Below are 26720 nucleotides of genomic sequence, written 5' to 3' on the forward strand. Positions count from 1 at the left end.
GGTCGTGTGCACCTGCTGGTCCGGGCGCTTCCGGGTGCTCAGGAGCCGTCGAGCTCCTCGTCGATGAGCGCGAAGATGTCGTCGACGGTGGCGCTCCGGAGCCGCTCGTCGGAGGTCGCGCCGGGGGTGGGGGCGGGGTCCTCGGCGAGGGCGGCGAGCACGCCGTGCAGGCGGGTCCTGATCCGGGAGCGGACCTGTTCGTCGTCGGCCCCGACGGCGGCCAGGGCCCGCTCCAGCCGGTCGATCTCCCCGAACACCGACGCGGCCGACGGCGCCGGGGCCGCCTCGGGCGCGAGGTCGGCGCCGATGCGGGCGGCGAGCGCCACGGGGGTGGGGCAGTCGAAGACGAGGGTGGCCGGGAGCCGCAGTCCGGTGGCGGAGTTCAGCCGGTTGCGCAGCTCCACCGAGGTGAGGGAGTCGAAGCCCAGCAGCTTGAACTCCCGGTCGCGGTCCACCTCGCGGGGGCCGCCGAGCCCGAGGACGGCCGCCACCTGGGTGCGCACCAGGTCCAGCAGGGCGCCGTCCCGTTCGGGCCCGGACAGGCGGGCCAGCCGCTCGCGCAGGGCGTCGGGGCCCCCGCCGGCCACGGCCTCCCGGACGGTGCGCCGGGCGGCGGGACGCAGCAGGCCGCGCAGGACCGCCGGTACGGACGGCTGCCCATCCGGGCCCGGTCCGGCCGGGGCCGCGGTGGCGAACCGTACGGGTACGGCGACGGCCCGCTCTCCGGCCCGGGCCGCGTCGAAGAGCGCGAGGCCCTCCTGCGGGCGGAAGGGGACCAGGCCGGAGCGGGCCATCCGGTCCTGCCCGGACGCGTCCATGCCCGAGGCCATGCCGCCGTCGGCCCAGGGCCCCCAGGCCAGGGAGGTGGCGGGCAGGCCGGCCGAGGCGCGGCGCTGGGCCAGGGCGTCCAGGAACGCGTTGGCGGCGGCGTAGTTGCCCTGGCCCGCGCTGCCCAGGGTCGCGGCGACCGAGGAGAACAGCACGAAGGCGGCCAGGTCCGTGTGCCGGGTCAGTTCGTGCAGGTGGAGCGCGGCGTCCACCTTGGGGCGCAGGACGGCCTCCAGCCGGTCGGGGGTCAGGGAGGTGACCAGGCCGTCGTCGAGGACTCCGGCGGCGTGGACCACGGCGGTCAGCGGCCGGCCGGCGGGGACGGCGGCCAGCAGGGCGGCGAGCGCCTCCCGGTCGGCCGTGTCACAGGCCGCGAGGGTGACGGTCGTCGCGCCGGCCGCGAGGAGTTCCTCGCGCAGCGCCGCGGCCCCGTCGGCGGCCGCGCCGCGCCGGCTGGTGAGCAGCAGGTGGCGGGCACCGTGGCCGGTGACCAGGTGGCGGGCGACGAGCCCGCCCAGCGCCCCGGTGGCCCCGGTGACGAGGACGGTGCCCTCGGGGTCGGGTGCGGCGGGGACGGTGAGGACGAGCTTGCCGATGTGCCGGGCCTGGCTCAGGTGGCGCAGGGCTTCGGGGGCCCGGCGGACGTCCCAGCAGGTGACGGGCAGGGGCCGCAGGGCCCCGGCTTCGAACAGGGCGACGAGCTCGTGGAGCATGGCGCCGATCCGGTCGGGGCCCGCCTCGATGGTGTCGAAGGCGGTGTAGACGGCGCCCCGGTGTTCCCGGGCGACCTGCCGGGGGTCGCGGACGTCGGTCTTGCCCATTTCGAGGAAGCGGCCGCCGTCGGCCAGGGTGCGCAGGGAGGCGTCCACGTACTCCCCGGCCAGGGAGTTGAGCACGAGGTCCACGCCCCGGCCGGCCGTCGCGCTCCGGAACCGCTCCTCGAAACCGAGGTCGCGGGAGGAGGCGAGGTGGTCGGAGTCCGGGCCGCCGGCTGCGGTCAGGGCCGCCCACTTGCCGGGTCCGGCGGTGCCGTAGACCTCGGCACCGAGGTGGCGGGCGAGCTGGGTGGCGGCCATGCCGACGCCGCCCGCCGCCGAGTGCACCAGCAGCGTCTGCCCGGCCCGCAGCCCTGCCAGGTCGACCAGCGCGTAGTAGGCCGTCAGGAAGACGATGGGCACCGAGGCGGCCTCCGTGAAGGTCCAGCCGTGCGGCATCCGGGCCACCATCCGGTGGTCGGCGACGGCGAGGGGGCCGAAGGACTCGGGGATCATGCCGAACACCCGGTCCCCCACCGCCAGGCCGGAGGTGCCCGGCCCGGTCTCGACGACGACGCCGGCCGCTTCGCTGCCGAGGGTGGCCTCGCCCGGGTACATGCCGAGGGCGATCAGGGCGTCCCGGAAGTTGACCCCGGCGGCGCGGACGGCGATGCGGACCTGCCCCTGGCCGAGCGGGGCGGTGGCGGCCGGGTTCTCGGTGAGCGCGAGGGCGTCGAGGGTGCCGGCGGCGGTGCCCGCAGTGCCGGTGGTCAGCCGCCAGCCCGCCGCACCGGGGGCGGGGCGCAGGGCGTCGGCGGCGGTCCGGCGGGCGAGGCGGGGGACGTGGGCGGTGGCGCCGCGCAGGGCGAACTGCGGTTCGCCGGTGGCCAGCGCGGCCGCCAGGAGGCGTTCCTCCGCGCTGCCGGGAGCGGGTGCCTGCGGGGCGGCCAGGTCGGCGAGGACCAGCCGGCCGGGGTTCTCCGACTGCGCGGAGCGGACCAGCCCCCACAGGGCGCTGTGGGCCGGGTCGGTGACGGTGGCCCCGGGCTCGGGGGCGACGGCACCCCCGGTCAGCAGCACCAGCCGGGAGCCCGCCGTCCGTTCGTCGGCGAGCCAGGTCCGCAGGAGCGCGAGGCCCTCCCGGGTGACGGTGTGGACCCGCTCCGCCTCGGGTGCGCCGAGGGGGCCGCTCGGTGCCGGGACGAGGACGGTGTCCGCGAGCCGGTCCCGGTCGCCGAGGCCGTCCAGGAGGGCGAGCAGGCCCGCGTGGTCCCCGGCCAGGACGAGGGGTCCGGCGGTACGGTCGGCGTCCTCCTGCGGGTCGAGCGGCAGCACGGGCCAGTCCAGCCGGTAGAGGGTGTCCTGGTGGTCGACCGGGCCGGCGTCGGGCAGCTGATCGGCCGTCACGGTCCGCAGGACGAGGGAGTCGACGGTGACGACGGCCCGGCCGGTGCCGTCGGCGGCGAACAGGGACACGGTGTCCGGGGCGGGCGAGGTCAGCCGCACCCGCAGCTCGGTGGCACCGGTCGCCTGAAGCCGTACGCCGCTCCACGCGAAGGGGATGCGGCCCCGGCCGGTGTCGGGCAGCAGCCCGCCGAGGCCGACGGCGTGCAGGGCGCTGTCCAGCAGCGCCGGGTGGACGCCGAAGCCCGCGGCCTCGGCCTCGGCCTCGGTGTCCTGCGGGAGGGAGACCTCCGCGTACACCTCGTCGCCGCGCCGCCACAGGGTCCGCAGCCCCTGGAAGAGGGGTCCGTACCCGAAGCCGAGTTCGGTCAGGCGCTCGTAGTAGCCCTCCACGGGGACGGCCTCGGCATCGGCGGGCGGCCACTGCGCGAGGTCCTCCTCCGTCGTGGCGCCGGCCGGCGGGGCGAGCACGCCGGTTGCATGGGCCGTCCAGGGCCCGTCGGGGACGGTCCCTTCGGGGCCGGTCCCGTCCGGCCGCGAGTGGACGCTGACGTTCCGGCGTCCGGTCTCGTCGGGGCCGGCCACCGTGACCTGGATCCGCACGGCGCCCTGGGCGGGCAGGACCAGCGGGGCCTGGAGGGTGAGCTCCTCGACCCGGTCGCAGCCGGTCTCGTCGGCGGCCCGGATGGCGAGGTCCACCAGGGCCGTTCCGGGGAGCAGGGCCGCCCCCATGACCTGGTGCTGTGCCAGCCAGGGCTGGGCCGAGAGCGAGAGCCTGCCGGTCAGGACCAGCCCCTCGCCCTCGGCGAGGGCGACGGCGGCGCCGAGCAGCGGGTGCCCGGCGGAGCCCAGGCCGGCGCCGGCGAGGTCCCCGGCGGCGGTCCCGGTTTCGAGCCAGTAGCGGTCGTGCTGGAAGGCGTAGGTGGGAAGGTCGACCCTGCGGGCACCCCGGCCGGCCAGGACGGCCGTCCAGTCCACCGGCGTCCCCTGAACGTGGAGGTGCGCCACAGCCGTCAGGACCGCCGTCTCCTCCGGCCGGTCACCCCGCAGCACCGCGACCGCCGTCCGGTCACCGTCCAGGACGGATGCGGCCAGCGCCGTCAGCACACCCCCCGGACCGACCTCCAGAAACGCACCGGCACCCTCCACCGCCAACGCCTCCACCGCGTCAGCGAACCGCACCGCCTCACGGACATGACTCACCCAGTAGTCCACGGAGCAGAACTCCTCCGCCGACACCACGGCACCCGTCAACGTCGACACCACCGGCAAGGCCGGAGACCCGAACGACACCGATTCGAGCGTCTTACGGAAATCGCCCAGCATCGGATCCATCAACGGGGAATGGAAAGCATGGGAAACCGTCAGGGCCTTCGTCCTGCGACCCTCGGCCACCAGCTTGGCCACCACCTGGGAGACGGCCCCCTCCGCACCCGAAAGCACCACCGAGGAAGGACCGTTGACGGCCGCGATGCCCGCCTCGCCCTCGGAACCGGCCAGCAGCTCACGGACCTCGGACTCCGAGGCCTCCACCGCCACCATCACCCCACCCGCCGGCAGCGCCTGCATCAGCCGGCCACGCGCGACCACCAGCTTCACCGCGTCCTCAAGCGAGAACACCCCCGCGACATGCGCCACCGCGAACTCACCCACGGAATGCCCCGCCAGGAAGTCCGGACGCACACCCCAGGACTCCACCAGCCGGAACAACGCCACCTCCACCGCGAACAACGCCGGCTGAGCGAACTCCGTCCGCTCCAGCAACCCGGCGTCCCCGCCGAACACCACCTCCCGCAACGGCCGGTCCACATACCCGTCCACCCGCGCACACACCGCATCGAACGCATCCGCGAACACCGGGAACGCCTCATACAACTCACGCCCCATCCCCAGACGCTGACTCCCCTGACCCGAGAACAGGAACGCCGTCCCGGACCGGGAACCGGCCGTGCCCGTGATGGCGGAATCCCCCGCCGTGGCCGCGTCGTTCGCGGCCAGGGCGCGGAGGGCGGGCAGGAAGTCCTCCCGCAGCGTGCCGAGGACGGCAGCCCGGTGTTCCAGCGCGGCGCGCGAGGTGGCCAAGGACCGTGCCACGTCGGCCGGTTCCAGGTAGGGGTGTTGCTCGATGTGGTCGAGGAGGCGTGCGGCCTGTTCGCGCAGGGCCTCGGGGCCGCTCGCGGAAATCAGCCACGGGACCGGCCGCGGTTCGGGCCGGGCCTCGGCGGGTGCCGGGGACTCCACGGGGGGCTGCTCGATGATGACGTGGGCGTTGGTGCCGCTCACCCCGAACGAGGAGATACCGGCCCGTCGGACGCGTTCCGGGCCGGGTGTCCAGTCGACGGGCTCGGTCAGCAGCCGGACGTCTCCCGCCGACCAGTCCACGTGCGGGGTCGGGGCGTCCACGTGCAGGGTCCTGGGCAGCAGGCCGTGGCGCATGGCCTCGACCATCTTGATGATGCCGCCGACCCCGGCCGCCGCCTGGGTGTGGCCGAGGTTGGACTTCAGGGAGCCCAGCCACAACGGCCGGTCCTCCGGCCGGTCCTGACCGTAGGTGGCGAGGAGCGCCTGGGCCTCGATCGGGTCGCCGAGGGTGGTGCCGGTGCCGTGCGCCTCGACCGCGTCGACGTCCGCCGGGGAGAGTCCCGCGTCGGCGAGGGCCTGGCGGATCACCCGTTGCTGGGCCGGGCCGTTGGGGGCGGTCAGGCCGTTGGAGGCGCCGTCCTGGTTGATCGCGGAGCCCCGTACGAGGGCGAGCACGGGGTGGCCGTGGCGGCGGGCGTCGGAGAGCCGCTCCACCAGGAGCAGGCCGACGCCCTCGCCCCAGCCGGTGCCGTCGGCGGCCGCCGCGAAGGACTTGCAGCGGCCGTCGGCGGCCAGCCCGCGCTGGCGGCTGAACTCGATGAAGGCGTTGGGGCTGGACATCACGGTCACCCCGCCGGCCAGGGCGAGGTCGCACTCGCCGCGCCGCAGGGCCTGCGCGGCGAGGTGGAGGGCGACGAGGGAGGAGGAGCAGGCCGTGTCCACGGTCAGCGCCGGCCCCTCCAGGCCGAAGGAGTAGGCGATCCGGCCGGAGACGACGCTCGCGGAGCTGCCGGTGCCGATGTAGCCCTCCAGGTCCTGCGGGACGCTCAGCAGGCGCGAGGCGTAGTCCTGGTAGCCGGAGCCGATGAACACGCCGGTTCCGGTGCCGCGCAGGGAGGTGGGGTCGAGGCCGCCGCGTTCGAAGGCCTCCCAGGCGGTCTCCAGCAGGAGCCGCTGCTGGGGGTCCATGGCGAGGGCCTCGCGCGGGGAGATCCCGAAGAAGGCGGGGTCGAAGTCGGCGACGTCGTAGAGGAAGCCGCCGTCCCTGGCGTACGTGGTGCCGGGCCGGTCGGGGTCGGGGTCGTAGAGGGAGTCCAGGTCCCAGCCCCGGTCGGCGGGGAAGCCGCCGACCGCGTCGCGGCCCTCGGCGACGAGCCGCCAGAGGTCTTCGGGGCCGCGTACCTCGCCGGGGTAGCGGCAGCTCATGGCGACGATCGCGATGGGCTCGCCGTCGTCGGCGGCGGCGCGGGCGGCGGCGGCCGGCGCGGGGGCGGCGGTCCGGCCGGTGACGGCCGCGGTGAGTTCCGTCAGGAGGTGGGCGGCCAGGGCGGCCGGGGAGGGGTGGTCGAAGACGAGGGTGGCGGGGAGCCGGACCCCCGTCGTCCGGCCGAGGCGGTTGCGCAGTTCCACCGCGGTGAGGGAGTCGAAGCCGAGTTCGCGGAAGGCCCGGTCGGCCGGGACCGCGCCGGCGTCGGGGTGGCCGAGTACGGCGGCGGCCTCGGCCCGTACCAGGGCGAGGACGGCCCGGGCCCGTTCGGAGCCGGTGAGGGCGGCGGCCCGGCGGGCGAACTCGGTCGGTTCGCCGTCGCCCCGGCCGTCGGAGGCCTCGCCGTCGGCCGCCCCGGCGAGGGCGGCGACGGCTTCGGGGACTCCGTGCAGCAGCGGGCTGGGCCGCAGCAGGGTGAAGGAGGGGGCGAAGCGCTCCCAGGCGACGTCCGCGACGGTCACCGCCGTCTCGTCGCCGGTGAGGGCGGCGCGCAGGGCGACGATGGCCGCCGGCGGGGTGAGGGCGGGCAGTCCGCGCTGGAGGAGCCGGTCCTCGGCGTCGCCGTCCTCGACCATGCCGCCGCCGGCCCAGGGGCCCCAGGCGACGGCGGTGGCGGTGAGGCCGCGGGTGCGGCGGTGTTCGGCGAGGGCGTCGAGGGAGGCGTTGGCCACCGCGTACGCGGCCTGTCCGGCCGCTCCCCACACGCCGGAGATCGACGAGAAGAGGACGAAGGCGTCCAGGTCCCGGTCGGCCAGCAGCTCGTCGAGGTGGTGGGCGCCGGCCGCCTTGGCGGCGAGGACGGCGGCGAACTCCTCGGCGGTCGTGTCGGCCAGCATGGCCGGAGTGCCGACTCCGGCGGCGTGGACGACACCGGTGAGGGGGTGTTCCCCCGGGAGGCCGGCCAGCAGCCGGGCCACGGCCTCCCGGTCGGCGACGTCGCAGGCCTCGATGGTGACGCGGGCGCCGAGTTCCTCCAGTTCGGCGCGGAGGGCGTCGGCGCCGGCCGCCGCCGGTCCCCGGCGGCTGGTGAGGACCAGGTGCCGTGCTCCGGCCCCGGCGAGCCAGCGGGCCACGTGGGCGCCGAGGGCCCCGGTGCCGCCGGTGATCAGGACGGTGCCGTGCGGCTGCGGGGCGGGCGCGGACCGCCCGGAGCCGCCCTGGGGGGCGCGCAGCAGACGGCGTACGAAGACGCCCGCGCCGCGCACGGCCAGCTGGTCCTCTTCCGCGTGGGCGCCCGCGAGGACGGCCGCGAAGCGCCGGGCCGCGCGGTCGTCGAGCAGCTCGGGGAGGTCGACCAGGCCGCCCCAGCGGCCCGGGTGTTCGAGTGCGGCGGTCCGGCCGAGGGCCCAGACGGCGGCCTGCCGGGGGCTGCGCAGCGGGTCGGCGGTGCCGGTGGAGACGGCGCCCCGGGTGGCACACCACAGGGGGGCGTCGACGCCCGCGTCGCCGAGGGCCTGGATCAGCGCGAGGGTCGCCGCGAGGCCTTCGGCCAGCACGGGGTGGGCCGGGTGCGGCCGTTCGTCGAGGGCCAGCAGGGACAGGATCCCGTCGGCGGTGTGCTCGTGGGCGGCGGTGCGCAGCAGGTCCGCGAGTTCCTCCCGGCCGGCGCCGGGCGCGACGGGCACGGGCCGTACGGTCGCGCCGTGCTCCTCCAGGGCCCGCAGGACGTGGGCCGTCCACGGGTCGTCGGCGGGGCGGGTGGCGGGGACGAGGGCCAGCCAGCTGCCGCCGGGACGGCCGGGGGCGGTGGCGGTGGCGGGCTGCCAGGCGATGCGGTAGCGCCGGCCGTCGAGCGTGGACCGCTCCCGGTGGTCGCGGCGCCAGAGGGAGAGGGCGGGGAGGACCGAGCTCAGGGGCGCGTCGTCGGCGAGGCCGAGGCGCTCGGCGAAGGCCGCGAGGTCGGCGCGTTCCACGGAGTCCCAGAATCCGGCTTCCGCCGGGTCGGCGGCCCCGGCGGCGTCGGGGGCGGTCCGGCCGGAGAAGGCCGTGGACTCCAGCCAGTAGCGGCGGCGCTGGAAGGCGTAGGTGGGCAGGTCGTGGAGGGCCGGCCGGCCGCCGCGCTCCGCGCACAGGGCGGTCGGGTCGACGGGGACTCCGTGGACGTGCAGCCGGGCCAGCGCGGAGACGGCGGCCGTCTCCTCGGCGGAGTCCGTGCGCAGCAGCGGTACCGCGTGGGCGGAGTCCTCGTCCAGCAGGGGCTGGGCCAGGCCGGACAGTACGCCCCCGGGCCCGATCTCGACGAACACCGAGGCCCCGGCGTCGGCTAGGTACCGGACCGCGTCCGCGAACCGGACCGCCTCGCGCACCTGGTCCACCCAGTACGCGGGGTCGGCCAGTTCGGCGGCGGTCAGGCGGCGGCCCGTGACGGTGGAGACCACGGGGAGGGCCGGTGCGGCGAAGGGGACGGTCTCGACGAGCGCGCGGAAGGCGTCGAGCATCGGTTCCATCAGCGGGGAGTGGAAGGCGTGCGAAACCGTCAGGGCCTTGGTCCTACGGCCCTCGGCCGCGAGCTTCCCGGCCAGCTCCGCCACCGCGTCCTCGGTGCCCGAAAGGACCACGGACGCGGGTCCGTTGACGGCGGCGACGGCGGCCCGGTCCTCGAATCCGGGCAGCAGGGCCCCTACCTCCTCCTCGGAGGCCTGGACCGCCACCATCACGCCGCCCGGGGGCAGTTCCTGCATCAGCCGGCCGCGGGCGGCCACCAGCTTGGCCGCGTCCTCGAGGGAGAACACGCCCGCGACGTGCGCCGCCGCGAACTCGCCGATGGAGTGCCCGGCGAGGAAGTCCGGGCGTACGCCCCAGGACTCCACCAGCCGGAACAGCGCCACCTCGACGGCGAACAGCGCCGGCTGGGTGAACCGCGTCTCCTGCAGCAGCTCCGCGTCCTCTCCGAACACCACCTCGCGGAGCGGGAGTTCGAGATGCGGGTCCAGCGCCGCGCACGCCTTGTCGAAGGCTTCGGCGAACACCGGGAAGACGGTGTGCAGTTCACGGCCCATGCCCAGGCGCTGGCTGCCCTGCCCGGAGAAGAGGAACGCCGTCTTGGTCTTGCGGGCCCTGCCCTCGAAGGCACGGCCCGTCGGCTCGCGGCGGGCGAAGGCGTCGAGGGCGGCCAGCAGCTCCTCGCGGTCGCCGCCCACCACGGCCACGCGGTGGGGCAGTCGGGCGCGGGTGGTGGCGAGGGCGTGGGCGATGTCGGCGGGCTCGGCGTGCGGGTGTTCCCGTACGTACGCCACGAGCCGTCGGGCCTGCTCGGGCAGGGCTTCCGGGGTGCGGGCGGAGAGGGGCCACAGGAGCGGGGGCCGGACGGGGACGACGTCGGGGGCCGGTTCGAGGACGGTTTCGGGGGCCGGTTCGGGGGCCGGCTGTTCCAGGATGACGTGGGCGTTGGTGCCGCTCACCCCGAAGGAGGAGACGCCCGCCCGGCGCGGCCCGCCGGTCTGCGGCCAGGCGACGGCCCCGGTCAGCAGCCGGACGGCGCCCGCCGACCAGTCCACGTGCGGGGACGGCTCGTCGAGGTGCAGGGTGGCGGGCAGCAGGCCGTGCTCCATCGCCATCACCATCTTGATGACCCCGGCCACGCCGGCCGCCGCCTGGGTGTGGCCGATGTTCGACTTGAGCGCGCCCAGCAGCAGCGGCCGTCCGTCCGGACGGTCCTGGCCGTAGGTCGCGAGCAGAGCGTGGGCCTCGATGGGGTCGCCGAGCGAGGTGCCGGTGCCGTGCGCCTCGACGGCGTCCACCTCGGCGGCGGTGAGCCGGGCGTCGGCCAGGGCCTGGCGGATGACCCGCTGCTGGGCCGGCCCGCTGGGGGCGGTCAGCCCGTTGGAGGCGCCGTCCTGGTTGACCGCGCTGCCCCGGAGCACGGCCAGCACGCGGTGGCCGTGGCGGCGGGCGTCGGAGAGGCGCTCCACGAGCAGCATGCCGACGCCCTCGCTCCAGCCGGTGCCGTCGGCGGCGGCGGAGAAGGGCTTGCAGCGGCCGTCGGCGGCCAGCCCGCGCTGCCGGCTGAACTCCATGAAGGCACCGGGCGTGGACATCACCGTCACCCCGCTGACCAGGGCGAGGGTGCACTCGTCCTTACGGAGGGCCTGGGCGGCGAGGTGCAGGGCGACGAGGGAGGAGGAACAGGCCGTGTCGACCGTCACGGCGGGGCCTTCGAGGCCGAAGGTGTAGGCGAGCCGTCCGGAGATGACGGCGGCGGCGTTGCCGGTCCCGAGGTATCCGTCGAAGTCCTCCGGGGAGGTGGAAAGCCGGGCGTAGTCCTGGCCGTTGGTACCGGCGAAGACCCCGGTGCGGGAGCCACGCAGGGTGGCCGGGTCGATCCCGGCCCGTTCGAAGGCCTCCCAGGCGGTTTCCAGCAGCAGCCGCTGCTGCGGGTCCATCATCAGGGCCTCGCGCGGGGAGATCCCGAAGAATCCGGCGTCGAACTCGCCCACGCCGTCGAGGAATCCGCCGTGCCGGACGTAGCAGGTGCCGGCGTGGTCCGGGTCGGGGTCGTAGAGGGCGTCGAGGTCCCAGCCGCGGTCGGCGGGGAAGCCGGAGATCGCGTCGCCGCCTTCCGCCAGGAGGCGCCACAGCTCCTCGGGGGAGCCGATGCCGCCGGGGAAGCGGCAGCTCATCGCGACGATGGCGATGGGCTCGCGGGCATCGGCCGTCATCTTCCGGTTCTCGCGGCGCAGCCGCTCGGTCTCCTGGAGGGAGGCGCGCAGTGCCTGAACGATCTTGTCGTTCGATGTGGTCATGATGTGCTCCGTACTCAGGCCGTTGGTCAGGCTTCGCTGTCGCCCAGCGCCAGTTCGATGAGGTGGTCGACGTCCATGTCCGCGATGGCGGAGCCGGCGTCGGTGTCGGGATCCCCGTGGTCGGGGCCGGGTGCGGTGTCCGCAGCTCCGGCGGCCAGGCCCAGCAGGGCTTCCATTAGCCCCGCCGCACGCAGCCGGGCCAGCGGGACGGTGGCGAGGGCGCGGCGGACCCGCTCCTCGTCCGGGCCCTCCTGCGGGGCGCCGTCCGCCGCCCCTGCGGGCAGCAGGGCGCTCAGCAGCCCGTCGGTGAGGGCGCTGGGGGTGGGGTGGTCGAAGACCAGCGTCGCCGGGAGCCGGAGCCCGGTCGCCGCGCCCATCCGGTTGCGGAGTTCGACCGCGGTGAGCGAGTCGAAGCCGAGGTCCCGGAAGGCCCGGTCGGGCTCGATGGCGTCGGTGGCCGGGTAGCCGAGTACCGCCGCGGCCTCCTTGCGCACCAGCTCCAGCAGCAGCTCGTACCGGTCCTCGGGGCCGAGGCCGGACAGCTCCCGTACGAGGTCCTGCGCCACGGGGGCGGCGGCGCCGGGGGTGTCGTCGGCCGCGCCGGCGGCCAGCGCGGCCCGCGCCTCGGGCAGGCCGGCGAGGAGGGCGCTGGGCCGGCCGATGGTGAAGGAGGGCGCGAACCTCGGCCAGTCGACGTCCGCCACGACCACGGCGGTCTCGTCCCGGTCCATGGCCAGTCGCAGGGCCGCGACGGCCAGTGCCGGGGAGAGCGCGGGCAGTCCGCTGCGCCTCAGGTACTCCTCCGCGCCGCCGTCGGCGGCCATTCCGCCCTCGGCCCACGGGCCCCAGGCGACGGCCGTCGCGGCGAGCCCCTTGGCCCGCCGGTGCTGGGCGAGCGCGTCGAGGAAGGCGTTGCCCGCGGAGTAGGCGGCCTGGCTGCCGCTGCCCCACACGCCGGAGACGGACGAGAAGAGGACGAACGCGTCCAGCTCCCGGCCGGCGAGCAGCTCGTCCAGGTGGACGGCGCCGGCCACCTTGGCCGAGACCACGGCGGCCAGCTCCTCGGGGGTGGTCTCCGCGACGGTGGTGAACTGCGGGAGCCCGGCGGCGTGGACGACGGCGGTCAGCGGGGCGGGATCTGCGGACAGCCCGTCCAGCAGGCCCGCCAGGGCCTCCCGGTCGGCGACGTCGCAGGCGGCGACCGTCACCCGCACCCCGGACTCCCGCAGTTCGGCGGCGAGTTCGGCCGCGCCCGGGGCGGCCTCGCCGCGCCGGCCGACGAGGACCAGGTGCTCGGCACCGGCCCCGGCCAGCCAGCGGGCGGTGTGCCCGCCGAGCGAGCCCGTACCGCCGGTGATCAGGACGGTCCCCCGGGGCTTCCAGCCGCCGTCGGCGGCGACGTCCCCGGTGGTGCGGGGCATCCGGGTCAGCCTGCGGACCAGGGTCGCGGAGGCGCTCACCGCGAGCTGGTCCTCGCCGTCGGCCCCGCCGAGGACCTCGGCGAGCCGGGCGAGCGTCCCCTCGTCGGGGGCGCCGGATCCGGATGCGGCACCGGTGGCGGGGAGGTCGACCAGGCCGCCCCAGCGGGCCGGGCTCTCCAGGGCGACCGCGCGTCCCAGACCCCAGACCAGGGCCTGGAGCGGCCGGGTGACCTGCCGGGAGCCGCTGACGGCCACGGCCCCGCTCGTGAGGCACCACAGCGGCGCCCCGGCCTCCAGGTCCCCCAGCGCCTGGACGAGCGCGACGGTGGCGGTGAGGCCGGCCGGCAGGTCCGTGTGCCGGGGGTGGCGGCGTTCGTCCAGGGCCAGCAGGGACAGGACTCCGGCCACCAGTGCGCCGCCCACGGCCCCCGCGTCGCGCAGCAGCGCGGCGAGCGTCCTGCGGTCGGCGCCGGGGTCGGTGACGGTGACGAGGAGGGGGTCGGCGGCCCGCTCCCGGAGCATCCGGGCGTAGGGCTCGGCGGTGGCCGCGTCCGGGGCCACGACCAGCCAGGTCCCCGACGGGGCGGCGGCCGGCAGGCCGGTGCGGGGCTGCCACACCGCCTGGTAGCGCCAGCCGTCGAGCGTGCTGCGGGTGCGGCTCTCGCGACGCCATGCCGAGAGCGCGCCGAACACCGAGTCCAGCGGCGCTCCGGCCGCCAGCCCGAGCCGCGCGGCGAGGGCCTGCGGTTCCCCGTTCTCGACGGTGTCCCAGAACTCCGCCTCCGCCGCGTCGGCCGGTGCGGTGGTGTGGGTGGCCGGTGCGGCCTGCGGCGTCAGCCAGTAGTGGTCGTGCTGGAAGGCGTAGGTGGGAAGGTCCACCTTGCGGGCACCCCGCCCGGCCAGGACGGCCGTCCAGTCCACCGGCGTCCCCTGCACGTGAAGACGCGCCATAGCCGTCAGGACCGCCGTCTCCTCCGGCCGGTCACCACGCAGCACCGCCACCGCCGTCCGATCCCCGTCCAGGACGGATGCGGCCAGCGCCGTCAGCACACCACCCGGACCGACCTCCAGGAACGCACCGGCACCCTCCGCCGCCAACGCCTCGACCGCGTCGGCGAACCGCACCGCCTCACGGACATGACTCACCCAGTAGTCCACGGAGCAGAACTCCTCCGCCGACACCACGGCACCCGTCAACGTCGACACCACCGGCAGAACCGGAGACCCGAACGACACCGATTCCAGCGTCTTACGGAAATCGCCCAGCACCGGATCCATCAACGGGGAATGGAAAGCGTGCGAGACCGTCAGGGCCTTCGTCCTGCGACCCTCGGCCGACAGCTTCTCGACGACACGTCCAACGGCCCCCTCGGCACCCGAAAGCACCACCGAGGAAGGACCGTTGACGGCCGCGATGCCCGCCTCGCCCTCGGAGATCGCCAGCAGCTCACGGACCTCGCACTCCGAGGCCTCCACCGCCACCATCACCCCACCCGCCGGCAGCGCCTGCATCAGCCGGCCCCGCGCGACCACCAGCTTCACCGCGTCCTCAAGCGAGAACACCCCCGCGACATACGCCACCGCGAACTCACCGACGGAATGCCCCGCCAGGAAGTCCGGACACACACCCCAGGACTCCACCAGCCGGAACAACGCCACCTCCACCGCGAACAACGCCGGCTGAGCGAACTCCGTCCGCTCCAGCAACCCGGCATCCCCACCGAACACCACCTCCCGCAACGGCCGGTCCACATACCCGTCCACCCGCGCACACACCGCATCGAACGCATCCGCGAACACCGGGAACGCCTCATACAACTCACGCCCCATCCCCAGACGCTGACTCCCCTGACCCGAGAACAGGAACGCCGTCCCGGACCGGGAACCGGCCGTGCGGCCCCGTACGAGGTCCGCCGAGGGTTCGCCCTGGCCGAGGGCGGCCAGGCCTGCGCCCAGTTCCTCGGTGGTCGTGCCCAGCACCACCGCGCGGTGCGGCAGGGCGGTGCGGGACTCTGCCAAGGAGAGGGCCAGGTCGGCCGGGGTGAGCCCGGGGTGGGAGCGGGTGTGGGCGAGGAGGTTGCGGGCCTGCTCGCGCAGGGCCGCCTCGTCGCCGCCGGAGACGATCCAGGGCAGGCATCCGCCCCGGGCGTCGGGGGCCTCCGCCGGCTCCGCAGGGGTGGCGGGGGCCTGCTCGATGATGGTGTGGGCGTTGGTGCCGCTCACCCCGAAGGAGGAGACGGCCGCCCGGCGCGGCCGGGCGGGGTCCGTGTCCGTCCAGGCCACGGGCTCGGTCAGGAGCCGGACGGCTCCCGCCGACCAGTCGACGTGCGGGGAGGGCTCGTCCACGTGGAGGGTCTTGGGCAGCAGGCCGTGCCGGAGCGACAGTACGGTCTTGATCACGCTCGCCAGGCCGGAGGCGGCCTGGGTGTGGCCGATGTTGGACTTCAGGGAGCCCAGCCACAACGGCCGGTCCTCCGGCCGGTCCTGACCGTAGGTCGCGAGGAGCGCCTGGGCCTCGATCGGGTCGCCGAGGGCCGTGCCCGTGCCGTGCGCCTCGACGGCGTCCACGTCCGCCGGCGTCAGCCCGGCGTTGGCGAGGGCCTGACGGATCACCCGTTGCTGGGCAGGGCCGTTGGGGGCGGTGAGGCCGTTGGAGGCGCCGTCCTGGTTGACCGCGCTGCCCCGGACCACCGCGAGCACCGGGTGCCCGTTGCGCACGGCGTCCGAGAGTCGCTCCACGAGCAGCATGCCGACGCCCTCACCCCAGCCCGTGCCGTCGGCGGCCGCCGCGAAGGGCTTGCAGCGGCCGTCGGCGGCCAGCCCGCGCTGGCGGCTGAACTCGACGAAGGCGTTGGGGCCGGCCATCACGGCCGCCCCGCCGACGAGCGCCAGTTCGCACTCTCCCTGGCGCAGGGCCTGGGTGGCCAGGTGCAGGGCGACCAGGGAGGAGGAGCAGGCCGTGTCCACGGTGAGCGCGGGGCCTTCGAGGCCCAGGGCGTAGGCGATGCGGCCGGACATGACGCTGCTGGAGGTGCCGGTGAGGAGGTGTCCCTCGACGCCGTCGGGCAGGGCGCCCGGGGTGGCGCCGTAGCCCTGGTAGCCGGAGCCGATGAACACACCGGTGCGGCTGCCGCGCAGGGAGGAGGGGGCGAGGCGGGCCCGTTCGAGGGTTTCCCAGGCGGTCTCCAGGAGCAGCCGCTGCTGGGGGTCCATGGCCAGGGCCTCGCGCGGGGAGATCCCGAAGAAACGGGCGTCGAAGCGGCCCGCGTCGTGGAGGAACCCGCCCTCGCTGACGTAGGTGGTACCGGGGTGCTCGGGGTCCGGGTGGTGGAGGGAGTCGAGGTCCCAGCCCCGGTCGGCGGGGAAGGGGGTGACGGCGTCGACCCCGTCGGCGAGCAACTGCCAGAGCTGCTCGGGGGTGTCGGCGCCGCCGGGGAAGCGGCAGCCCATGGCGACGATGGCGATCGGCTCGTCGGGAGCGGCCGTCCCGGCGGGTCCGGCCGGTGCGGGGCCGCCCGCCGGGAGCGCGGCCGGGGCGTGTCCGGACACCTCGGCGGAGAGGAAGGCGGCGAGGGCCTCCGCGTTGGGGTGGTCGAAGACGAGGGTGGCGGGCAGACGCAGCCCGGTGGCGCCGTTCAGCCGGTTACGCAGTTCCACGCTGGTGAGGGAGTCGAAGCCGAGGTCCTTGAACGAGCGTTCGGAGGCCACCGCCGTCAGGTCCGGGTGGCCCAGGGCCCGGGCCGCTTCGGCCCGGACCAGATCGAGGAGCACGCGGTGGCGCTCGGCGGCCGGGAGCGCGGCGAGTCCGGCGGTACGGGAGGGGGCCGTGTCCTCGTCCGCGCCGGTGGCGTCCGCCCCGCCCCGGGCGGCCGCGAGGGCCGCACGGGCCTCGGGCAGGTCGGCGAGGAGAGCGCTGGGCCGGGCGAGGGTGAAGGCGGGGGCGAACCGGTCCCAGGCCACGTCGGCGACGACGACCGTGGTCTCGTCGAGATCCAGGGCCCGCTGGAGTGCGGCGATCGCGGTGTCCGGGGACATCGCGGGCAGCCCGCGCCGGCGCAGGTGGGCCTCGGCCTCGTCGTCACCGGCCATGCCGCCGTCGGCCCAGGGCCCCCAGGCGACGGAGGTGGCGGCGAGTCCTCGGGCCCGGCGCTGCTCGGCGAGGGCGTCGAGGTGGGCGTTGGCCGCGCAGTAGGCGGCCTGGCTGCCGCTGCCCCAGGCTGCGGCGACGGAGGAGAACAGGACGAAGGCGTCCAGGTCCCGGTCGGCCAGGAGTTCGTCCAGGTGCCGGGCGCCGGCCGCCTTGGCGGCGACGACGGAGGCGAGGTCGGCCGGGGTCAGGGTGTCGGTGGGGGTGAACTGCGGCAGGCCGGCCGCGTGGATCACGGCGGTGAGCGGGTGGTGGTCCTCCGCGAGGTCCCGGAGGAGGGCGGCCACCTGCTCGCGGTCCGAGAGGTCGCAGGCCGTGAGGGTGACCCTGGCTCCCAGTGCCTCGATCTCGGCGGCGAGTTCGGGCGCCCCGGGGGCCTGCGGGCCCCGTCGGCCGGTGAGGACGAGGTGCTCGGCGCCGTTGCGGGCGAGGTGCCGGGCGACGTGGGCGCCGAGGGCGCCGGTGCCGCCGGTGATCAGGACGGTGCCGCGCGGCTGCCAGGTCCGGTCCGCCGGGGAGGTGTCGGCGGCGAGGGCGCGGGCCAGGCGGCGGACGAAGACGCCGGAGGGCCGGATCGCGATCTGGTCCTCGCCTTCCGTCCGGTCGGCGAGCACCGAGACGAGACGGCGGGCGGCCCGCCGGTCCAGGGCGGCGGGCAGGTCGACGAGTCCGCCCCAGCGGTCCGGGTGGTCGAGGGCCGTGGAGCGGCCGAGGCCCCAGACCATGGCCTGCCACGCGCTGGTCGGGGTGTCCGAGCGGCCGGTGGCGACGGCTCCCCGGGTGGCGCACCAGAGGGGCGCGGTGAGCCCCGCGTCGCCCAGGGCCTGGACGAGCAGGGTGGTCAGGGCCAGCCCGGCGGGCAGGTCGGGGTGGTCCGGGTGCGGCTCGTCGGTGAGGGCCAGGAGGGAGAGCACACCGGCCGGCTCCGTCGCCCCGGGCTCGCGGCGCAGGCGGGCGGCGAGCCCGGTACGGGTCTCGTCGGTGGGTACGGGCAGCAGAGCGACCTCGGCGCCGTGGCGGGTCAGGGCCTCGGAGACGGCGGTGACGACGTCGTCCTCCCCGTCCCCGGGGACGGCGAGCAGCCAGGTACCGGTCAGCTCGGCGGTGTCCCGGCCGCCGGTCAGCGGCTGCCAGGAGATCCGGTAGCGCCAGGAGTCGACGACGGAACGGCTGCGCTGGCGCCGGCGCCATTGGGACAGCGCGGGCAGGACGGAGCTGAGCGGGGAGTCCCCGGCGACCTCCAGCCGTTCGGCGAGGGCGGCCAGGTCCTGGTTCTCGACGCTGTCCCAGAAGGCGGCCTCGGCCGGGTCCGCCGCCTCGGGGCCGGTCTCCCGGAAGCCCGCGGGGACCAGCCAGAACGGCTGGTGCTGGAAGGGGTAGGTGGGCAGGTCCACCCGGCGGGCGCCACGGCCCGCGAGGACCGCCTCCCAGTCGACGGGGGTGCCCTGGACGTGCAGCCGGGCGAGGGCGGTGCTGACGGCCAGGTCCTCGGCGCGGTCGGCCCGCAGGACGGGAACGGTGACGGCGTGCTCGTCCAGGGACTCCTGGGCCAGGGCGGTCAGCACACCGCCGGGGCCGACCTCCAGGAAGGTGCGTACGCCTTCGGCGGCCAGCGTGGTGACGGCGTCGGCGAAACGGACGGCCTCACGGACATGACGCACCCAGTAATCGGCGGAGCAGAACTCCTCGGCCGTGACCAGGGCTCCCGTCAGGGTGGAGACGACCGGAAGCCGCGGAGCCTCGAAGACCACCGATTCCGCGACCTCGCGGAAGGCGTCGAGCATCGGATCCATCAACGGGGAGTGGAAGGCGTGCGAAACCGTCAGGGCCTTGGTCTTGCGGCCCTCTGCCGCGAGCTTCCCAACCAGCTCCGCCACGACGTCCTCGGCACCCGAAAGCACCACGGACACAGGCCCGTTGACGGCAGCCATACCCACCCGGTCCTCAAGACCGGGCAGCAGGGCCCGCACCTCCTCCTCGGAAGCCTGCACCGCCACCATCACACCACCGGACGGCAGCTCCTGCATCAGCCGGCCCCGCGCGGCCACCAGCTTCCCCGCGTCCTCCAGCGACAGCACACCCGCGACATGGGCCGCCGCGAACTCGCCGACCGAATGCCCGGCGAGGAAGTCCGGACGCACACCCCACGACTCCAGCAGACGGAACAGGGCCACCTCGACCGCGAACAGCGCCGGCTGGGTGAACCGCGTCTCCTGCAGCAGCTCCGCGTCCTCACCGAACACCACGTCCTTCAGCGGGAGTTCGAGATGCGGATCCACAGCGGCACAGGCGGCATCGAAAGCGTCCGCGAACACCGGGAAGGCGGCGTGCAGTTCACGTCCCATGCCCAGCCGCTGGCTGCCCTGCCCGGAGAACAGGAAGGCGGTCCGGCTGGCCCCCGCGGGTGCCGTGCCCGTCACCGTCTCCGGTCCCGGGGTCTCGCCGTGGGCGAGGGCGGCGAGGCCGCGCAGCAGCTCGTCCCGGTCGTGGCCGGTGATGACCGCGCGGTGGGGGAAGGCGGCTCGGGTGGTCGCCAGGGAGAGGGCGACGTCCGTCTCGTCGGGGCGGTCGCCGGAGCGGACGTGGGCCAGCAGGCGTTCCGCCTGGGCCCGCAGCGCGTTCTCGTCCTTCGCGGAGATCAGCCAGGGAACGGGCAGCGGCGCGGGGGCCTCCCGGTCCGGGCCGTCGTTCGCCGCACCGGTGAGGGGGTCGGCCGGGGCCTCTTCGACGATGACGTGGGCGTTGGTGCCGCTGACGCCGAAGGAGGAGACGCCCGCCCGGCGCGGACGGCCGTCGTACTCGGACCACTCACGGGCCTCGGCCAGCAGCCGCACGTCCCCCGCCGTCCAGTCCACGTGCGGCGAGGGCTCGTCCACGTGCAGGGTCTTCGGCAGCACCCCGTGACGCATCGCCATCACCATCTTGATCACACCCGCCACACCGGCCGCCGCCTGCGTGTGCCCGATGTTGGACTTGACCGTGCCCAGCCACAGGGGCCGATCGGCCTCGCGGCCCGCGCCGTAGGCCTTCAGCAGGGCCTGGGCCTCGATGGGGTCACCGAGGGTGGTGCCCGTGCCGTGGGCCTCGACGGCGTCGACGTCCACGGCGGACAGTCCGGCGTCGGTGAGGGCCTGGCGGATGACCCGCTGCTGCGCGGGCCCGTTGGGGGCGGTCAGCCCGTTGGAGGCGCCGTCCTGGTTGATCGCGGAGCCCCGTACGACGGCCAGGACCCGGTGGCCGTTGCGGCGGGCGTCGGACAGCCGCTCCACCAGGAGCATGCCGGCGCCCTCGGCGAGGCCGGTACCGTCCGCCGAGGCGGCGAAGGCGCGGCAGCGGGCGTCGGGGGCCAGGCCGCGCTGGCGGCTGAAGCCGATGAGCGCGCCCGGTGTGGACATGACGGTGACCCCGCCCGCGAGGGCCAGGTCGCATTCGCCGCGGCGCAGCGACTGCGCGGCCAGGTGCAGGGCGACCAGGGAGGAGGAGCAGGCGGTGTCGACGGTGACGGCCGGGCCTTCGAGGCCGAAGGTGTAGGCGACCCGGCCCGAGACCACGGAGGCGGAGTTGGCGGTCAGGAGGTGCCCTTCCATGCCCTCGGTCTGCTGCGTCGAGAGGCCGATGGCGTAGTCCTGGCCGTTGGTTCCGGCGAACACTCCGGTGCGGGTGCCGCGCAGGGTGGCGGGGTCGATCCCGGCCCGTTCGAAGGCCTCCCAGGAGGTTTCCAGGAGGAGGCGCTGCTGGGGGTCCATGGAGAGGGCCTCGCGGGGCGAGATGCCGAAGAAGCCGGGGTCGAACTCGCCCGCGTCGTGCAGGAATCCGCCTTCCCTGACGTAGCTGGTGCCGGGGTGGTCGGGGTCCGGGTGGTAGAGGGCGTCGAGGTCCCAGCCCCGGTTGGCGGGCAGGCCGGTGATGGCGTCGGTGCCGTCGGCGAGGAGGTTCCAGAGGTCTTCGGGGCTGCGGACCTCGCCGGGCAGGCGGCAGCTCATGGCGACGATGGCGATGGGCTCCTCGGCGCCGGTGGCGGCGGGGCGGCCGGGCGTGGCGGGCGCGGCGGTGACGAGGGCCGTGCCGGGGTGGCCGCCGGGGATCTCGTCCAGGAGGTGGGCCGCGAGGGCGGCGGGGGTGGGGTGGTCGAAGACCACGGTGGCGGGCAGGCGGACGCCGGTGGCGGCGGCGAGCCGGTTGCGGAGCTCCATCGCGGCCAGCGAGTCGAAGCCGAGTTCCCGGAAGGCCCGGCCGGGGTCGACGGCCTCGCGGGTGGCGTGGCCGAGGACGGCGGCCACCTGGTCGCGTACGAGGGTGAGGACGGTGTCCTCGCGCTCGGCGGGCGGCAGGGCCGCCAGCCGGGACAGCTCGGCGGAGAGGCCGCCGGCGCCGGGTGCGGCGCTGTGCGCGGTACGGCGGGCGGTGGTGCGGACCAGTCCGCGCAGCAGGGCGGGTACGGGGCCGGCCGCCTGGCCGCGCAGGGCGGCCGGGTCGAGGCGTACCGGGGCCAGGGCGGCGTGGTCCAGGGTGCGGGCGGTGTCGAGGAGGCGCAGGCCCTCCTCGGCGGTGAGGGGGACGAGTCCGGCGCGGGTCATGCGCCGCAGGTCCTCGTCGGCGAGGCGGGTCTGGTCGCCGCGTTCGTCCCAGACGCCCCAGGCGAGGGAGGAGGCGGGCAGGCCCTGGGCGCGGCGCCGGTGGGCGAGGGCGTCGAGGAAGGCGTTGCCGGCGGCGTAGGCGCCCTGGCCGGCGCCGCCGAGGGTGCCGGCGAGGGAGGAGAAGAGGACGAAGGCGGAGAGGTCCAGGCCGCGGGTCAGTTCGTGGAGGTTGAGCGCGGCGTCGACCTTGGGGCGCAGGACCAGGTCGAGGTCCTCGGGGGTGAGGGAGTCGACGAGTCCGCCGGCCACGACGGCGGCGGCGTGGACGACGGCGGTGAGCGGCCGGTCGGCGGGGACGGCCGTGAGGAGGGCGGTGAGGGCGTCGCGGTCGGCGGCGTCGCAGGCGGCGACGGTGACGGTGGCGCCGAGTGCGGTGAGTTCCTCCTGGAGCGCGGATGCCCCCTCGGCTTCGGGGCCCCGGCGGCTGGTGAGGAGGATGTTGCGGACGCCGTGGGTGGTGATGAAGTGGGCGGCGACGAGCCGGCCGAGGGCGCCGGTGCCTCCGGTGATCAGTACGGTGCCCTCGGGGTCGAGGGCGGGAACGGTGGCGGGTTCCGTCCCGACCGGGACGCGGGCCAGTCGCGGTACGGACATCACGCCGTCGCGGAGGGCCAGTTGGGGTTCGCCGGTGGCGACGGCGGCGGGCAGGCGGCGCAGGGAGTCCGGGGTGGCGTCGGTGTCGGCGAGGACGAGGCGGTCGGCGTGCTCGGACTGGGCGGAGCGGATCAGGCCCCAGACGGGGGCGTGTTCGGGGCGGGTGTCCGCGGTGCCCGCCGCGTCGGCGTCCCTGCCCGGTGCCGGGACGGCCCGGTGGGTGAGGAGGACCAGCCGGGAGGCGGCGAAGCGGTCGTCGGCCAGCCAGTCCCGCAGCAGGGTGAGAGCCGCCCGGGCGGTCTCCCGTACGGTCCCGGCGTCGGCGTCGGCGTCGGCCGCGCCGGCGGGCGTGGGGAGGAGGACGGCCACGGTCGCGGGGACGGGTGCGCCGGCCGTGACCGCCGCGGCCAGGGCGGTGAGGTCGGGGTGGGCGTCGGCCCGCGTACCGCCGGCTTCCAGGGCGGCGGCGGTCTCCCGGAGGTCCGCCTCCCCGGCGCCGATGAGGGCCCAGGGGGCGGCGGCGGAGGCCGTGCCGGGGACCGGCCGGGTCTGCCACTCCACCCGGTAGAGGGACTCGTGGTGCTCGGTGAGCGCGGCCCTCAGGTGCTCCTCGCGGACCTCGCGGAAGGTGAGCGTGCCGACGGTGGCCACGGCGCGCCCGGCGTCGTCGGAGGCGGTGACGGCGACCGCGTCGGGGCCGGCCGGGGTCAGCCGGATCCGCAGCCGGGCGGCTCCGGCGGCGTGCAGGCGGACGTCCTCCCAGGAGAAGGCCATCCGGCCGGTGCCCATGTCCCCGAGCGGGCCGAAGCCGACGGCGTGCAGCGCCGCGTCCAGCAGGGCCGGGTGCAGTCCGTACCGGTCGGCTTCCGCGCGGGCTTCCTCGGGGAGGGCCACCTCGGCGAACACCTCGTCCCCGAGCCGCCAGGCGGCGCGCAGGCCCTGGAAGACCGGGCCGTAGGAGAAGGAGCGGGCGACGAGTCCGGCGTAGAAGCCGTCGAGGTCGACGGGGGCCGCGCCGGCGGGCGGCCAGTCGGCCGGCTCCGGCGCGCCGGCGGGGGCGGCCGTGGCGGGCGCGGAGTCGAGCACGCCGGTGGCGTGGCAGGTCCAGGCGTCGTCGGCGGCGGTGTCGGGGCGGGAGTGGACGGCGAAGCGCCGCTCTCCGGAGCCGTCGTCCGGGCCGACCGCGACCTGGACGAGGACGCCTCCCTGTTCGGGCAGGACCAGCGGTGCCTGGAGGGCGAGTTCGGCCAGTTCCTCGCAGCCGAGGTGGTCGCCGGCCCGGACGGCGAGTTCCACGAAGGCCGTGCCGGGGAGGATGACCGCGCCCAGCACCTCGTGTTCGGCCAGCCAGGGGTGCGTGTGCCGGGACAGGCGGCCGGTCAGCAGCAGGCCGTCGGCGTCGGCGAGGGTGGTGACGGCCCCGAGCAGGGGGTGGTCCGACGGGACGAGGCCCAGGCCGGCCGCGTCGGCCGGGGTGTGGGGGGCCTCGAGCCAGTAGCGCTCGTGCTGGAAGGCGTACGTGGGCAGCGGGATCCGGCGGGCGTCCGGGGCGGCGAGGAGGGCCGGCCAGTCGAGGGCGACGCCGTGGGCGTGGGCCTCGGCGGCGGAGCGCAGGAAGCGGTCGGTGCCCCCCTCGTCGCGCCGCAGGGTGGCGAGGGCGACGGCGCCGCCGCCGAGGTCGTCGAGGGTCTCCTGGATGCCGATGGTCAGTACCGGGTGGGCGCTGACCTCTATGAGGGCGCCGTGCCCGTCGCGGACGAGGGCGCGGGTGACCTCCTCGAAGCGGACGGTGCGGCGCAGGCTGCGGTACCAGTACTCGGCGTCGAGCCGGTCGGTGTCCACGACGCCGCCGGTGACGGTGGAGTAGAACGGCACCTCGCAGGCGCGGGGGGTGATGTCGGCGAGGGCTTCGAGGACGCGTTCGCGGACGGCTTCGACGTGCGCGGAGTGGGAGGCGTAGTCCACCGCGATCAGCCGGGCCCGGACCCCGTCGGCGTGCAGGGCGTCACGGAGTTCGGTGAGGGCGTCGCCGTCGCCGGAGACGACGAGGGAGGACGGGCTGTTGACGGCGGCGACGGACAGCCGCTCGCCCCAGGGCGCCATGGCGGGGGTGAGCCGGTCCAGGGGCAGGGCGACGGAGAGCATGCCGCCCCGGCCGGACAGCACGGTCAGCGCCCGGCTGCGCAGGGCCACGACCTTCGCGGCGTCCTCCAGGCTGAGCGCGCCGACGACGGCCGCGGCGGCGATCTCGCCCTGGCTGTGGCCGGCGACGGCCGTCGGACGCACCCCGACGGAGCGCCACAGTTCGGCCAGCGAGACCATCACGGCGAACAGGACGGGCTGGACGACGTCGACCCGGTCGAAACCGGGGGCGCCGGGCGCGCCGCGCAGGACGTCCGTGAGCGACCAGTCGACGTGGGGGGCGAGGGCTTCCTCGCACTGGCGCAGCCGGTCGGCGAAGACCGGGGCGGTGTCGAGGAGTTCGACGGCCATGCCGGCCCACTGGGAGCCCTGGCCGGGGAAGACGAAGGCGGCCTGGCGGGTGTCGTCGGCGGTGCCGCGCACCACCTCGGTGCCGGCGGGGGTGGGGGTGCCGGGCTCGGCGTCGGCGAGGTGGTCCAGGGCCCGGTCCAGGCCGGCCCGGTCGGCCGCGAGGAGGACGGCGCGGTGCGGGAAGGCGGTACGGGTGGTGGCGAGGGAGTGGGCGATGTCGGCGGCCGTCGGGGCGCCGGCACCGGGTGCGGCGGGCAGGGCGGCCAGGTGGGCGCGGAGGCGGGCGGCCTGCGCGGCGAGGGCGGCCGGGGTCTTGGCCGACAGCGGCCAGGGGGTGAGGCGCGGGACGCCGTCCGGGGCTCCGGCGGCGTCGGTCTCGCCGCCGATGCCGACGAGCGTGGCGGCCCGGTCGGCGATGGCGTTGCCGAGGGTGGCGGCCCGGCCGGCGAGGGCGGTCCCGAGGGTGGCGGCCCGGTCGGCGACGGCACTGACGGCGGCGGTCCCGACGGTGGCGGCCCGGCCGGCGGCGGAGGTGGCCGTGGCGGCCGCGTCCCTACCGGATCCCGCGTCTCCGCCTGCGGCGGCGTCCCGGGCAGAGGCGCCGTCCCCGGCGGGGACATCGACCGTTGCGGAGGCACCGGACCCGCCCATGGTGACGGCCGTGCCCGAGGCGGCGGCCGGGCCCGGAACGGCGGCCGGGCCGGCGGGGGCGACGTGCTGTTCGAGGACGACGTGCGCGTTCGTACCGCTGACGCCGAAGGCGGACACGGCCGCCCGGCGGGGCCGGCCCGGCTCCGTCTCGGGCCAGGCGGTGTTCCGCGTGACCAGCGAGACGGCCCCCGAGGACCAGTCGACGTGCGGGGTCGGCTCGTCCGCGTGCAGGGTCTTCGGCAGGACGCCGTGACGCAGCGCCTGGACCATCTTGATGACGCCCGCGACACCGGCGGCGGCCTGGGTGTGCCCCAGGTTGGACTTGACGGAGCCCAGCCACAGGGGCCGGCCGGTGGGCCGCTCCTGGCCGTAGGCCGCGAGCAGGGCCTGGGCCTCGATCGGGTCGCCGAGGGTGGTGCCGGTGCCGTGCGCCTCGACGATGTCCACGTCGGACGGGGAGAGCAGGCCGTTGGCCAGCGCCTGGTGGATGACCCGCTGCTGGGCCGGCCCGTTCGGGGCGGTGAGCCCGTTGCTGGCCCCGTCCTGGTTGACGGCGGAACCGCGGACCACGGCGAGGACGGGGTGGCCGAGCCGGACGGCGTCGGAGAGCCGTTCGACGAGCAGCATGCCGACGCCCTCGGACCAGCCGGTGCCGTCGGCCCCGGCGGAGAAGGCCCGGCAGCGGCCGTCGGGTGAGAGCCCGCGCTGCCGGCTGAACTCGACGAAGGTCGTCGGTCCGGCCATCACGGTGACGCCGCCCGCGAGCGCGAGGTCGCACTCGCCCTGCCTCAGGGCCTGGACGGCGAGGTGCAGGGCCACGAGGGAGGAGGAGCAGGCCGTGTCGATGGTGACGGCCGGGCCCTCCAGGCCCAGGGTGTAGGCGATGCGGCCGGAGACCACGCTGCCGGTGTTGCCGGTGCTCACGTAGCCCTCGATGCCCTCGGGCATGGCGGGGAGGCGGGAGACGTAGTCGTGGTACATGACCCCGGCGAACACGCCGGTGCGGCTGCCGCGCAGGGACTGCGGGTCCAGGGCGGCGCGCTCGACGGCCTCCCAGGAGGCTTCGAGGATGAGCCGCTGCTGGGGGTCCATGGCGAGGGCCTCGCGCGGGCCGATCCCGAAGAAGGCGGGGTCGAAATCCGCGGCGCCGTCCAGGAATCCGCCTTCGCGGGTGTAGGTGGTGCCGGGGTTCTCGGGGTCCGGGTCGTAGAGCGCGTCGAGGTCCCAGCCCCGGTCGGTGGGGAAGCCGGAGATCGCGTCACGGCCCTCGGCGACCAGGTCCCACAGGTCCTCGGGGGACTCGACGCCGCCCGGGAAGCGGCAGCTCATGCCCACGATGGCGATCGGTTCGCGGTTCTTGCCCTCTGCCTCGCGCAGCCGCTGGCGGGCGTGGCGCAGATCGACGGTGGCACGCTTGAGGTAGTCGCGGAGCTTGGTCACATCGGTCGTCATCTGGTTTCTGTTCCTCAACGCGAAGGGA

2 protein-coding genes are annotated in these 26720 nt (G+C 76.1%); both read right to left on the reverse strand.

The window, feature by feature from the left end:
- Positions 1 to 38 precede the first annotated feature (38 nt).
- Positions 39 to 11327: a type I polyketide synthase gene (locus ABT403_RS25065; RefSeq protein ID WP_502966015.1), complete on the reverse strand. Its 11289-nt coding sequence runs from the start codon at positions 11325 to 11327 to the stop codon at positions 39 to 41.
- Complete coding sequence (locus tag ABT403_RS25070; RefSeq protein WP_344158455.1) at positions 11324 to 26692, reverse strand: type I polyketide synthase; 15369 nt, start codon at positions 26690 to 26692, stop codon at positions 11324 to 11326. The genes ABT403_RS25065 and ABT403_RS25070 overlap by 4 nt, the downstream gene beginning before the upstream one ends.
- Between the last annotated feature and the right edge of the window lie 28 nt (positions 26693 to 26720).

This window comes from Streptomyces sp. NPDC000075 (assembly GCF_040301925.1).
Lineage (GTDB): Bacteria > Actinomycetota > Actinomycetes > Streptomycetales > Streptomycetaceae > Streptomyces > Streptomyces polychromogenes.

Coding starts and splice junctions, on each gene's coding strand:
- ABT403_RS25070 (WP_344158455.1), bottom strand. CDS start 26,692: ATGACGACCGATGTGACCAAGCTCCGCGACTACCTCAAGCGTGCCACC.